The sequence below is a fragment of the Pacificibacter sp. AS14 genome, from assembly GCF_038899935.1.
Classification (GTDB): domain Bacteria; phylum Pseudomonadota; class Alphaproteobacteria; order Rhodobacterales; family Rhodobacteraceae; genus Celeribacter.
In genome coordinates this window covers 15,797-28,952 of sequence record NZ_JBBMQI010000026.1, presented here as the reverse complement: position 1 = coordinate 28,952, position 13,156 = coordinate 15,797, and the positions used below count along the sequence as shown (strand labels likewise).

Below are 13,156 nucleotides of genomic sequence, written 5' to 3'. Positions count from 1 at the left end.
ATCGCAAGACCTTGCAATATCAGACGCCAGCAGAGAAGTTCGCACAGTGTGTTGCGTCGACCAGTTGAGATCGCCGCCGCTTGGTCTTGCCTCGTGTACGTTCCGGTCTCTCAACTCATTTATGCGGCCTTTCGCTCGAAAGCCAAGGGGCTTTTGCCGCCCAGCGATGAGTGGCGACGGCGCGGGTTTTAACTGGCCTGAGGTTTGGTTTCATCACTATCAACTCTCGAATTTAAAGTTAACAATTCCAAAATATCTCTCTTCCGTAAGGGCTTAGATAGGTAACCATTCATTCCTGCGGCTAAACAGCGCTCCATATCCTCAGCCATAGCATTCGCTGTAAGGGCGAAGATGGGGGTTTCCTTTTTCCCCCCTAATTGTTCAAGTTTTCTAATTTCACGGGTTGCAGATAGACCATCCAAGACAGGCATCGATATGTCCATGAAAACAAGATCGGGTTTCCAGTCTTCAATTGCGGACACCGCGATCTGTCCGTTTTCCCAAAGCACAAGTTCGTCCACCAATGGACCAATGATTTTCTCCATCAGGACGCGGTTGATCACATTGTCTTCGACCACAGCGACCCGCATTGGAAAATGCTGTATGACACCATCTTGTTCGTTGATCTTTAGGTTCGGATCAGACGCACGACCCGTACGGCGCGTAGCGGTACGGATTGCGCTCTTTAGGTCCATTGTTTTGATCGGTTTATTTACCAAAATATCTATTTTTAAATGTTTAGCTCTTTCCTTTAAGTCCTCCAAATTACCCGAGGAAAGGAATATAATGGGCAGGCTTGATACCTGCGGGTCCGCGCGCATTGCATCAGCCAAATCGGCACCCGAACGGGTCGGCATGTGGTGATCCAAAATTGCGATGTCAAACGGACTGTTTCCTGAGTGTTTTGAAAGAACCTCAAGGGCACCTTCATATGAATCCGCACAAAGTGATGTCATGCCAAAGCTTTTCAGGCGATCTGAAAGAATTCGCCGATTCAACTCAAGGTCATCAACAATAAGCGCGTGTAGCCCAGTGAGATCGAATGTTTCGGTGGATGAATTTGAAATAGTAGGCTCTGCGGGTGACAGTGGGAGCGAGAAGAAAAACTCAGTTCCGACACCCACTTCACTTTTGAACTCAATGCTGCCGCCCATCAATTCGATCAGTTTACGTGTGATGGCAAGACCAAGTCCGGTACCTTCAATCTCTCGTGTTTCACTGCTTTCAACTTGTTCAAAATCGGCAAAAACCTTGTCTTCTTTATCTGTAGGGATGCCAATACCAGTGTCTTTGATTGAAAATTTCAATCTATCTTGCGAGTCCATTTTGGCATTGATTTCAATGTGCCCAGTCTTTGTAAATTTTACAGCATTACCGATCAGATTCAACAGACACTGGCGCAACCTTGCATTGTCTCCCTCCATCCAGACGGGCACGTCATCGTCAATATCCACACAAATTTCGATGTCTTTGCCCACGGCAGCAGGGACCAGCAATATTGCAGCATCTTGAATGCACGCATGGATATCGAACGGATATTTTGAAATTTCGATGTGCCCTGATTCAATCTTTGAAAAATCAAGAACGTCGTTAATGATCGTTAGTAAAGCATCGGCGGATTGAACGATTGTTTCGGTTAAGGATCTCTGTTCCTTGTCTAAATTTGTTTCAGTCAGCAGTTCCGCCATCCCGATCACGCCGTTCATTGGCGTCCGAATTTCATGGCTCATATTCGCTAAGAACCGACTTTTAGCCTTGGCAGCTGTGTTTGCCGCTTCTCTGGCTTCTTCCAGATTCCGGTTGGATTGCCGTAAATCAAGGAAGAACCACAGAATTATACCGGTGGGCACAAGTGCCGACAGCAATAGAATGTAAGCCAAAGACAGTGTCAGATCCTTAAACGACCCTAAAATCGTCTCGTGAGCTTCTGTAACATCCACGTATATTTCTGCGACACCGATAACGACACCGTCGCTCATAAGCGGAAAATACGTTTCGGCGTACCAATCAGGTCTGTTGTTTTTCTCACGCCCATCATTCACGCTTGTTGATTGTATGCCCGTCGTGATGACAGCCAGCGCCGTATGGTTTGTCTCATCATCGACTAGGAATTCCGCATCAGACAAATCTACGTTGTCTGATAAAAGAATAAGCCGACCAGTTTCGTCAAAAATTTTAAATCGAAACACATCTACAAAGCTTTGCGCGTCATTCAATATGAGAACTTGTTCAGCATCCGCCGCACCATTATTGATAATGTCGCCAAACCCGCCAATCTGATCAGAAAAATGAGTAACCCAAGTACTTGCACTCGCTTCAGACCTTGCAACCACAGTCGCAAGTGCCATCTTGGAGGTGAGCTGCGAAGCCGCAAATATGCTCGCAAGAGTGGCGACCATAACCGCGAGCAAAAGCACAACGTTCTTTTTCAAATTAACTCTCCTGAAGTTAGCCTACATGGACAGTGTTGCTATTTAGGCACCTCGCACATTGCCACTGTAGGCTAACCTACCCCCATAGCAACCACCTAAGTTGCACTTCATTCCACCTTATACACTGTATGATATTGCCCATTTGTATGAAGCATGACGAGAAAACCCGCCAACGTTGGGTGTAGTGAGACATAGAAATCTGCAGTGAGCGGGAATATGTGGGAACAGCCAATAAAAGACGGTTAAAAGCCTTATTTACAAGGCTATCGACGGCATCGACGGGTCATCGGATAGACCGGCGTAGTGTCCTGCAATAAAGCCCATAAGTGACCTTATGTACATGAGACGATTGAGCAATGGTTGGCGCGGGTTACCGTGGGGTGACAGGTTTATAAGGGCGGGAACCGGACATTCGTTGCAGGTGCAAACTAAATGGGTAGCCCGAAGGAAACGGACCTCGGGGCTGCATTTTATAACGCAGCGAACGTTGGCTATTGGGAGATGCTGATCTGCGAGCTTTAATCAAGATAATCGATAATGCTTCTATCCTGACGGTGTCTCGAAAAAGTGTGCGGTTTGGCCCGACACGCCCAGCAGCGCCGCTTGCGACGACTGAATAAGCGGTGTATATTCTAATCGCGCATAGACGCACTCCAGCCAAAAGCCAGAGACACTTCGTTTCATGAAACTCGCTTCTAATAGCGTTGCTTAGACTGCTGGAGAACACGACGATGCCCCCCCCAACAAACCGCACCCCACGTTTGATGACTGTTTTGACGAAGTCTTGGATGACGCCAAACATGATCCGTGTGACCTTATCTGCCGACTGGATAAAGACGCTTGATGCGGGGATTGAAGGTGCACATTTCAAACTGTTCATTCCTGAACGCGGTCAATCTGTAGATGAATTCGCGCAGCAATTGTCAAATGGGCCACGGCCTTCAGTGCGCACCTATACGATCCGGTTCATTCGTGTGGAGGTTGGTGAAATCGACGTCGACTTTGTGGATCATGGTGATGCTGGGCCGGCCTCGACATGGGCTCGCGCTTGTAAGCCGGGAGACGTGGCGGGCTTCGCAGGGCCTGGCACAGTCAAACTCCAGAGCTTCTTTGCCGACGCATATGTTTTGGCGGCGGATATGTCGGCGCTTGCCGTGGTCGCCGCCACGCTTGAAGCCATGCCGCGAGACGCTAAAGGACTGGCATTTATTGAAATCACCTCGCCAGAAGATCAACAAGTAATCGATGCACCTGTTGGCGTGACGATCGACTGGATCATCCAGCCATCACCACATCAACCGTCGGTGCAGAGTGTCGAAAAAATAAAAGCTCTTCCCGACTTTCTAGGATCCGTGCAGACTTGCATTGCCGGTGAAAGTGCTATGATCAAGACCCTTCGAGAAGAGTTGGTCAATCGCCGCGGGTTGCCAAAATCGGACATGTATATTTCCGGATATTGGAAAATTGGCCTCAAAGAAGATGAACACCAAAAGGCAAAGAACAAGGCCGCCTGAAGGTAGGCCCCTTAGTCCAAGGCCGTGATGAGCTGAACAGCTGTAAACCCAGCACTGCCGAGCGCTTGGGCAACAGCGCCGCAATTGTCTCAGCTGACACGTCCCCATCGGCACGGAGCAACACGGGCGGCGTCGCGCTGGCACAGCTTTCGACTTTACAGTGGCGATCTAATGCGTGCTGAAGCGCAAGTAGTGCGGTGTCTTCGCCTTCGATGTCCTGAAATGCAATCAACCCATCTGCGTTGACATATAAGATGAGGTCTCCATCGGCCTGGCTGTCCGAAACCGCAGAAGGTGGCGCGGCCGGATGATGACAATGTCATCAGCCGTATCAATGAGCCCCTTGAGCGCTGTTATCATCCCGTCCTCGGACACAGAGATGCCGTTGACCGACAGCGTTTCTGGCCGAACATCGACCAAACGAGGTGGACCAGAGTATCCCGAGCCAGCGCCTGAAATCTGCATTGGGCTACCGCCCACCAGCGCCAGAGGCCATCGTCCCGATGGACCACAGGCCAATCATGCACTAACTTTCAATTTGGACCACTCAAGTGGGGCTGCTCACCCTTCAAAGGGGGAGGCTCAGAAGCCGCTTCAAACCTAAAGACATATCGCTCAACGCAAAACATCATACAGATAACGTATACCGAACGCACCAATACGATATTTGAGTTTAGAGCACGACTGCCTCTAACCTTTGAACACACACATCTATTCCAGCGTGACTGTTCAAAGAAAGTTAGTAAAATCATGACGACTAAACCTTGCATCATTTGTATCGCGATGACTGGCTCTCTTCCAACCAAAGAAGACAACCCGGCGGTTCCAATTACAATTTCAGAGCAAATTGAATCGACGCAAGAAGCCTACGAGGCTGGCGCTTCAATTGCGCATTGCCATGTCCGTCTTGACGACGGCACGCCAACAGCCGACCCAGAGCGTTTTGGATTGTTGCAAGAAGGGCTGCAAAAACACTGCCCTGACATGATCATTCAGTTTTCCACCGGCGGCAAGTCCAGCTCAGGGGATGCGCGCGGCAAAATGTTGCCCCTTCGCCCTGAAATGGCCTCCCTCAGCACAGGATCAAGCTCCTTTCCGAACAACGGCGTCTTTGCCAACCCGCGTGACCTTGTCGAATGGCTGGCGCTCGAAATGGTCAAATATGATATCAAGCCGGAGCTTGAGATTTTTGACTTGTCACATCTACATCAAGCCGCAGCGTTGCAAAAATCTGGCCACATCAAAGGCCCGCTCTATGCACAATTCGTCATGGGCATTAAGAACGCCATGCCCGTCGATAAAGACGTGTTGGATTACTACGTAAAAACCCTTCACCGCCTCACAGATAATGGCGAATGGTGTGCTGCAGGCATTGGACCGGCTCAAATCGTTTTGAATGAATGGTCTGTCGCAGGTGGCGGTCATGCCCGCACTGGCTTGGAAGACAACGTACGCCTTGACCGCGATACGCTTGCCCCTTCGAACGCCGCGCTCGTGAAGCGTGTCGTGGAATTCTGCGACACGTACGAGCGTCCTGTCGCCACGCCAGCGCAAGCTCGCGACATCCTACAACTGTCCGCTCGGTAAGACACCGGCATAGACCCGGCCCACTCATCAAAAGGAAAACGTATGACCACTTATCAAAACCGCCGCACCTTTATACTTGGTACATTCGCCATCGTCGGCGCCACTCTGATGGCATCGCCATTTGTTGGGTTGGCACACGCGGCCTCAGCCACCAATCCGCTTGATGGAATGAGCGAAATTCGCGCCATTTCACAAGGAAAAATCTCCACGGAGGGCCCCGTTTGGGATGCGGCCAATCAGCGTCTTATTTTTAGCGACATCCCTGGGGACACTGTCTACACTTACACGCCAGAAACCGGCGAAGAGGACATCTTACGTACGCCATCCGATATGGCCAATGGATTGCTCTTGGATGGTGAAGGAGGCTTGCTTGCCGCTGATCAACGAACACGTGTGATTTCGCGCATGGATTTGGAAACCGGTGCGGTTGAACCCTACATCACAGAATACGACGGTAAACCGCTGAATTCTCCCAACGACATGTTCTATCATAGCTCAGGTCTGTTGTATTTTACGGACCCGCCTTTGGGCATGAATCTCGCGAGCGAAAACAAAACCCGCTACATTGATTTCAATGGCTTTTACGCGCGTCATCCCGATGGCACGGTCGAGCTTTTGAAAGAGGTCGCAGAAGACCTTAATCCCAATGGCGTCATTCTTAGCCCTGATGAGAAAACGCTGTATCTTGGCATTTCCAGCGATGACGTTGCGCCTATCTTGGCTTTTGACGTAGCCCCCGACGGTAGTCTGAGCAACGAACGTGAGTTCGCAACAGGGCTCCACAATGACGGTATGGCTATCGACGTCGACGGGAACCTCTATATAGGCAACGAAACCGGTGTTTTCGTGTATGCGCCCGATGGAACGCACTACGGTACAATCGCCCTACCTGGCGGTGAAGTCGCAACAAATATGATCTTTGGCGGCACTGATTTAAAAACCCTGTTCATCACCAGCCGTGGTCCCAACGTCTATGCTATTGATCTGACAATTGCAGGTGTCGCGGGACGCTAACGCCCGCCACAGCAAACATACCTCCCTGACATCCGTTACAAACAAAAACGGATGGGCTCTTTTGAGCGCCTCGGCACGCCGCCCCCCCTCCTCAGGTTGGTTGGCGTGCCAATTCCCCCTTCCCTACTTCCTAACATTTCAGAACGAGGACTGTGCCATGCGCAACGTCACAAAAGACAACATTACCGATGTTTTTATGAGCTACATGGGGCCACAAACGCCCCCGCGCTTGCAAGAAGTTTTAGGCAGTTTGGTCAAACACTTGCATGACTTCGCACGTGAGGTGAACCTGACGCACGACGAGTGGAACAAGGGCATTGCATTTCTTGAAGCCGCTGCAGAGATATCAGACGAAGAACGCCATGAATTTGTGTTGTTGTCAGACGTCTTGGGCCTGTCATCGCTCGTTGATCTGCTGCACGCAGATCCAAACGGCACATCGTCATCCGTGTTGGGACCATTCCACATTTCTGGCTCGCCCGATTTGGCGCAGGGCGGCGATCTGCGAAAGTCCTTTGATGCACCGGTGCTGCTTGCTGAAGGTTGCGTCAAAGACCCCGATGGCAACCCGATTGCAGGCGCGACTTTAGACATTTGGCAAACTGCGCCAAACGGCTTGTATTCAAGTCAAGATCCGGAGCAAACCACCTATTCATTTCATGGATTACAAACAGTCGGTGCGGATGGGCGATACGCGTTCACCTCAGTGCGCCCCGTTGAGTACACCGTGCCTTCGGATGGCCCAGTCGGGGATATTTTGCGCGCTTGTGGGCGTCACCCTTGGCGCCCGTCTCATCTGCACTTTGTAGTTGAAGCCGAAGGCTACCGCCCTCTGGTCACAGAAGTCTTCCCAGAAGATGATCCCTACCTCGATCAAGATACAGTGTTTGGCGTCCGTGAAGATTTGGTGATGCAGTATCAAAACATGCCAGCCGGCAGCTTTCCTAAGTCAGGATTTGAACTGTCCGGTTCTGTGGATGACGCGTTTCTCAAGGTAGATTTTGATCTCACTTTGGTGCCTGCGTAATGTAGGCCACCCTGTGATCTGACCTCAGATCATACAGTCCAAATAAAAACGCCGGATCATATTCTTGATCCGGCGTTTACTCATTGAAAAATACAGCACTGAGCCTGGGAGATAATCATTTCGGATATGCCAAAGCTCTACGCGTCCTCGCTTCGATACGTTTAACACATCGAAGCGATTATCACTGACCTGCAGCTAGGACGCGCCAAGATTAGGCATGAGTTTTAGTAAATGCTGGCTATACTCATGCTGTGGATTTTCAAAAAGATCTTCATTCGAAGCAATTTCACAAATCTTACCATGACGCATCACCGCGATCCGATCACACATCTGGCGCACAACAGGCAAGTCGTGGCTGATGAACAGCATGGTCAACCCAAGCTCATCTTGCAGATCACGAAGTAGATTGAGAATTTGCGCTTGCGTCGACACATCCAACGCCGACGTCGGCTCATCACAGATCAGAATCTTGGGCCTCGACGCCAGTGCCCGCGCGATTGCGATCCGCTGTCGTTGACCACCAGAAAATTCATGTGGGTAGCGCCGTGCAGCGGTTTTCCCAAGACCCACGTGATCCAACAAATCATCCACAATTTGCCGCGTTTGAGCTTCATTCTCGGTCAAGTTATGAAAGCGCATGGGTTCTGCGACAATGTCGCGAATATTCATACGGCTATTCATGCTGGAATATGGATCTTGAAACACGACCTGCAAGAAGGTTCTGGAATGCCGACGCGCAGGATCATTGTGTTTAAACCCAATTTTCTTGCCATATATCGACAACTCGCCCTTATCGGCTGTATGCAAACCAGCCACAATCCGCGCCAAGGTTGATTTACCAGAGCCGGATTCCCCGACCAAACCAAAGGTTTCGCCCTGCTCGATGTCGAACGAGACATTATCCACGGCCTGCACAAATGTACGCTGGCTCTTAAGCACGCTGTTCTTGAGACGAAAGGCCAGCGACATATCTTTGATCTCGATGGCCGGCCCTGCATCTTCAACCACGTCGCTATTTGCCTTTCCCAACCAGTGGGTTTGCACATCGATCTTCGTCTGAGAGGCCTCACCTTCGATCAAATCGACACAGGTAAACCGGTGCAAGCGTTTGTCTGGCGATGGCACCGCCACAATCAGGTTTTGCGTATACTCATGTTGCGGATTGCGCAGAACTTGGTCCACGCCGCCAACTTCAACCAGCTCGCCGCGAAACATCACAGCCACCCGGTCGGCAATTTCACTCACAACGCCAATGTCATGGGTGACCATGATGACGCCAACACCGCGCTCATCGCAAATCTTGCGGATCAGTTGGAGGATCTGTGATTGTATCGAAACATCAAGCGCTGTCGTGGGTTCGTCTGCGATGATCAGCTCAGGGTCTCCCGCAAGCGCCAGCGCAATCACCACCCGCTGTCGCATTCCGCCTGAAAATTGGTGTGGGTAGGACTTGAGACGGCTTTCCGGATCAGGAATTCCCACATCATTCAACAATTCAATGGCGCGAGCTTCAGCCTCTTTCAACCTAAGTCCGAGACATTCTTGGATCGTCTCAACCAGTTGTTTTCCAACGGTCATCAACGGGTTGAGAGAACTTTGCGGGTCTTGAAAAATCATTCCAATCCGGCGGCCACGCAACTTGCGCATCTGTTCATCAGTATAATCGCAGATGTTCTCGCCTTGAAAAATCACCTCGCCTCGGCTGATGCGGCCGGGTTTACCTAAAAGGCCGGTGATCGCATTGCCTACCGTAGACTTGCCTGCGCCAGATTCCCCAACGAGACCGATGATTTCACCGGCATTCACCTGCAGATTAAAGCCTTTAACCGCGTTCAAGACCAAGCCACGCATTGGAAAGTCGATGCTAAGATTTCGGATGTCTAGAAGCTGTGTCATCGTAATTTAGGGTCCAATATATCGCGCAGTTTGTCGCCGAGCAGATTGACAGAAAAGACAAGAAGAACCAGCGTCAGGGATGGGAAGAAGGCAATCCACCAAAGCCCCGAGAAGAGATACTCATTGCCCACGCGGATCAACGTTCCAAGAGACGGTGTTGTTGACGGGATGCCCTGTCCGAGGAACGAAAGCGTTGCCTCAGAGATGATTGCAATTGCAAAACTGAGTGTCGACAACACGATGACGGACCGCATCACATTGGGCAGAACATGCCGCAGAATAATCAACCAGTTTGGCAATCCGATCACGCGCGCGGCCTGTACGTATTCTTTGTTACGCTCCACCATCGTCGCCCCACGGGTCACACGGGCAAATTGCGGCCAATCCGATAGGCCAATGGCGATGATCACAAAGTAGATCGCAAACTGATTGTGATACTCAATGGGCAAGAACGCGCGCCCAAATCCGTTGATCATGATCGCGGTCAAAATACCGGGGATCGTAAGCTGAACATCTGCAATACGCATGATGATCACATCGGTTAGGCCTCCGGCAAAACCAGAAATCACCCCAAGAGTCGTTCCAAGCACCATGCCCAAAAGCACAGCAGCGAGCCCGACCAAGATGGATAAGCGCCCACCATAGAGCATTGTTGAGAGCAAGTCGCGGCCCTGATCATCTGTCCCTAAGATATATTGAGGCAGCCCACCATCGGCCCATGCAGGGGGAAGTTTGCCGTCCCACAACATGACTTGAGCAGGATCAAACGGATTGAAGGGCGCAATGATGGGCGCAAATAGCGCTGCGCAGAAGAAGAGCAGTGTTGCGATCCCAGCCGCCATTGCCATCGGAGAATGGGTGAAGCTCCAAACCATATCATTGTCTAGAAAACGGCTCAGGCGCGATGTTTTTTCAGTATCAATCATGTGTCATCTGACTTTTCATAGGGATTGGCATCAGCTTAAGCGGATGCGCGGATCGATCAGGAAATATAGCAAATCGACGGTGAGGCTGATCAATACGAACAGTCCGGCGACGAACAAGAGGTACGCTGCCATAACGGGGATATCGACAAAACCAACAGCCTGAATGAACATCAAGCCAGTGCCGGGCCACTGGAACACCGTTTCGGTAATCACCGAAAAGGCAATCAAGCCCCCAATGTTCATTCCGATCACCGTGGTCACAGGCACAAGCGTATTACGTAGCGCATGTCCGAAGTTGATGGCACGATCCGTAAGCCCTCTCGCACGCGCGAATTTGATATAATCGGCACGCATCACTTCAAGCATTTCAGCACGCACCAAACGCAAGATCATCGTGGTTTGGAACAAAGACAAGGTGATGGCCGGTAATAAAATTGAGCGCCATCCATCAACTGTCAAAAGGCTGGTTTTCCATACGCCAAGATCCACAGTGCCGCCGCGCCCTGATGACGGAAGCCATTTTAGCGTGACTGCAAAAATATAGATAAGTGCGATGCCCATAACGAATGTCGGAAGGCTCACGCCTGCGAGCGACGAGGACAAAATTGTTTTCGACGCCCATGATTTTGGCCGAATACCGCAAAACACACCTGCAGTGACACCGACAACTATCGCGATGACTGCTGAGACAGCAACCAATTCGAGCGTTGCCGGTAAGCGGCTGGCAATCAACTCGGTGACAGGTTGTTTGAGGCGATAGGAAATCCCGAAGTTGCCCTGAACCGCGTTCGCCATGAAGCGACCGTATTGCGTCATCACGCTGTCGTTCAACCCAAGCGCGTCGCGCATACGGTCCGCGTCTGCCGCTGTTGCATCCTCTGGCAGCAAGCTGCTCAGCGGGTCCCCCACAAAGTTAAACATGGAAAACGAAACAAATGACACAACGATCATCACCAGCCCAACTTGCATCAGTCGGCCGAACAAATAGCGCATAACCCCCACCTTTTTTATCGTCGTTCAAAATTCATAGACCGCGGCCCACATCGTGTTTGGGCCGCGGCGATAGTGTTTGATTACACCTAGTTTGCGTTTTTGACTGCAAACTCAAAGCGCGGCGTATTGTCAGCAGCGATTGGCAAATCCAGATCGGATACCATCGCCCATGAGATCACCTGATGGTGCACAGGCGCATATGGAGCGTCCGCGCGTGCAATTTCCCATACATCGTGAATGAGATTGAGACGCGTTTCTGGATCCATTTCTTTGCTGATCTGTGCGATCTTGGCGTTCACCTCTGGATTGTTGTATTCGGCGGCATTGGCGCGGCCACCAACATCCAGCAAGTATTCCATTGGGTATTGGCTATCCAATGTTGGAACACCCCAGCCAATCAAGAAGAAATCCGTGTCCTTGTCGTTGACCTTGGTGAAGTGAATGTTTTTAGGTGTTGCCTCAAGAGTCACGTCAATGCCGATACGCGCCAACATAGACACAGCTGCTTGGCAAATTTTCTCGTCATTGAGGTAACGATCGTTTGGACAATCCAGCTGAACTGAGAACCCGTCTGCATAGCCAGCTTCAGCCATCAGTTCTTTAGATTTTTCAGGATCAAACCCATAAGGTGCATCCAATTCAGGCGTGCTGCCCAATACATTTGGTGAGGTCAGCATGCCGGTTGGGAAAGAGTTTCCATCCATGACAACCCGCTGAATGGCTTTCAGGTCGAGAGCATGATTGACGGCCAAGCGAACACGCACATCGGCAAATGGGTTCTTGTCTTTGACATTAGAAGACTTCAATGGCTCAGGGCTTTGCTTCATACCAAAGAAGATCGTGCGAACTTCTGGAACGGTTTGAATTTCAAGGCCTTCAGCGCCATCAATGCGTTTGATGTCTTGCAGAGGCGGATCAAGAACAAAGTCCAACTCGCCAGACAGCAAGGATGCAACGCGTGTCGCGGCATTGGCAATTGGGCGGAATTCAAGCGTGTCGATGTTACCAGGATGATCACCCCAGCCCCACCAATCTTCATTGCGCGCCATGATCGTTTGCTCATCCGGTGCGCGAGAAACCAATTTAAACGGCCCCGTGCCATTTGCATGGCGCACCGCATACGTTTCTTCTTTGGTTTGGAAGTTCTGTGGCTCAACAACCCCGTTCTCTTCAGACCAATCGCTGTCCATGATCATAATCGATGTCAACTGCGCGGGCAAAATCGGGTTTGGGTCTTTCGTGACCAGCTTAACTTCGTAGTCGTTGATAACTTCGACCGTCTCGATAGACGACATCAGTTTGATATATGCGGATGTCGGCGCTTGCGTGCGGTTGATCGAGAAGACAACATCCTCAGCTGTAAAGTCTTGACCTTCATGGAACTTAACACCTTCGCGCAGTTTCAGAAGCCATGCATTCTCCCCTTCGACAGGCTCCCAACTCGTTGCCAAGCCACCGATCAAATTCAGCGCAACATCACGGCTGATCAAACGCTCATACATAATGCCGTTGATCGCACGTGTGGACGCATCCACCTCGCTATGCGGGTCAAAAGTCAGCGCATCGCCGGAGCTGCTCCATCGCAAAGTTTCAGCTGAAGCAGCGGTTCCCGCAACGGCCATCACTGCCAGCAAAGACATAACACATTTTTTCATCAGATTCTCCCTATCGATGTTTAAAATGCCGCCCGTGAGGACTGCATTCAACCAGATCATTCGCGAACAAACGTGAAAGGCCTCCTACCTCAATTCACGTTCGACGTACCGC

The 13,156-nt window shown here is 50.8% G+C and carries 10 protein-coding genes; 4 read left to right on the top strand and 6 right to left on the bottom strand.

The window, feature by feature from the left end; all coding sequences use genetic code 11:
- Window positions 1–188: 188 nt before the first annotated feature.
- Window positions 189–2,432 (bottom strand): response regulator, encoded by a 2,244-nt coding sequence (locus WNY38_RS17250; RefSeq protein WP_342858608.1) that lies wholly within the window; start codon window positions 2,430–2,432, stop codon window positions 189–191.
- A 731-nt stretch (window positions 2,433–3,163) separates the two neighbouring features.
- Between WNY38_RS17250 and WNY38_RS17245 the strand changes: the two genes are divergently transcribed.
- Window positions 3,164–3,946, top strand: a complete 783-nt coding sequence (locus WNY38_RS17245; protein WP_342858607.1) for a siderophore-interacting protein — start codon at window positions 3,164–3,166, stop codon at window positions 3,944–3,946.
- A gap of 228 nt (window positions 3,947–4,174) precedes the next feature.
- Here WNY38_RS17245 and WNY38_RS17240 read toward each other — a convergent pair whose 3' ends face one another.
- Window positions 4,175–4,411 carry a hypothetical protein gene (locus WNY38_RS17240; protein WP_342858609.1) on the bottom strand — a complete coding sequence of 79 codons (237 nt, stop codon included), beginning with the start codon at window positions 4,409–4,411 and terminating at the stop codon, window positions 4,175–4,177.
- 285 nt (window positions 4,412–4,696) lie between these two features.
- Between WNY38_RS17240 and WNY38_RS17235 the strand changes: the two genes are divergently transcribed.
- From WNY38_RS17235 to WNY38_RS17225, 3 genes are all read left to right on the top strand, one after another.
- Window positions 4,697–5,533, top strand: coding sequence for a 3-keto-5-aminohexanoate cleavage protein (locus tag WNY38_RS17235; protein WP_342858606.1), 837 nt, complete (start codon window positions 4,697–4,699; stop codon window positions 5,531–5,533).
- Window positions 5,534–5,575: 42 nt separating this feature from the next.
- On the top strand, window positions 5,576–6,547 hold the full coding sequence (locus WNY38_RS17230) for an SMP-30/gluconolactonase/LRE family protein (RefSeq protein ID WP_342858605.1): 972 nt from the start codon (window positions 5,576–5,578) through the stop codon (window positions 6,545–6,547).
- A 157-nt stretch (window positions 6,548–6,704) separates the two neighbouring features.
- Window positions 6,705–7,574, top strand: coding sequence for a dioxygenase (locus tag WNY38_RS17225; RefSeq protein ID WP_342858604.1), 870 nt, complete (start codon window positions 6,705–6,707; stop codon window positions 7,572–7,574).
- Between the two features lie 195 nt (window positions 7,575–7,769).
- Here the strand turns inward: WNY38_RS17225 and WNY38_RS17220 are convergent, their stop codons facing one another.
- The 4 genes from WNY38_RS17220 to WNY38_RS17205 form a co-directional block, all read right to left on the bottom strand.
- Window positions 7,770–9,470: an ABC transporter ATP-binding protein gene (locus WNY38_RS17220; RefSeq protein WP_342858603.1), complete on the bottom strand. Its 1,701-nt coding sequence runs from the start codon at window positions 9,468–9,470 to the stop codon at window positions 7,770–7,772.
- Window positions 9,467–10,396, bottom strand: coding sequence for an ABC transporter permease (locus WNY38_RS17215; protein WP_342858602.1), 930 nt, complete (start codon window positions 10,394–10,396; stop codon window positions 9,467–9,469). Before WNY38_RS17215 ends, WNY38_RS17220 begins: the two co-directional genes overlap by 4 nt.
- A gap of 30 nt (window positions 10,397–10,426) precedes the next feature.
- On the bottom strand, window positions 10,427–11,389 hold the full coding sequence (locus tag WNY38_RS17210) for an ABC transporter permease (protein ID WP_342858601.1): 963 nt from the start codon (window positions 11,387–11,389) through the stop codon (window positions 10,427–10,429).
- 86 nt (window positions 11,390–11,475) lie between these two features.
- Window positions 11,476–13,044 (bottom strand): ABC transporter substrate-binding protein, encoded by a 1,569-nt coding sequence (locus WNY38_RS17205; protein WP_342858600.1) that lies wholly within the window; start codon window positions 13,042–13,044, stop codon window positions 11,476–11,478.
- Between the last annotated feature and the right edge of the window lie 112 nt (window positions 13,045–13,156).

What these genes read in the sequence shown, in the direction of transcription:
- WNY38_RS17240 (WP_342858609.1), bottom strand. Translation starts at nt 4,411, where the DNA reads ATGCAGATTTCAGGCGCTGGCTCGGGATACTCTGGTCCACCTCGTTTG.
- WNY38_RS17225 (WP_342858604.1), top strand. Translation starts at nt 6,705, where the DNA reads ATGCGCAACGTCACAAAAGACAACATTACCGATGTTTTTATGAGCTAC.
- WNY38_RS17215 (WP_342858602.1), bottom strand. Translation starts at nt 10,396, where the DNA reads ATGATTGATACTGAAAAAACATCGCGCCTGAGCCGTTTTCTAGACAAT.
- WNY38_RS17220 (WP_342858603.1), bottom strand. Translation starts at nt 9,470, where the DNA reads ATGACACAGCTTCTAGACATCCGAAATCTTAGCATCGACTTTCCAATG.
- WNY38_RS17205 (WP_342858600.1), bottom strand. Translation starts at nt 13,044, where the DNA reads ATGAAAAAATGTGTTATGTCTTTGCTGGCAGTGATGGCCGTTGCGGGA.
- WNY38_RS17235 (WP_342858606.1), top strand. Translation starts at nt 4,697, where the DNA reads ATGACGACTAAACCTTGCATCATTTGTATCGCGATGACTGGCTCTCTT.
- WNY38_RS17210 (WP_342858601.1), bottom strand. Translation starts at nt 11,389, where the DNA reads ATGCGCTATTTGTTCGGCCGACTGATGCAAGTTGGGCTGGTGATGATC.
- WNY38_RS17245 (WP_342858607.1), top strand. Translation starts at nt 3,164, where the DNA reads ATGCCCCCCCCAACAAACCGCACCCCACGTTTGATGACTGTTTTGACG.
- WNY38_RS17230 (WP_342858605.1), top strand. Translation starts at nt 5,576, where the DNA reads ATGACCACTTATCAAAACCGCCGCACCTTTATACTTGGTACATTCGCC.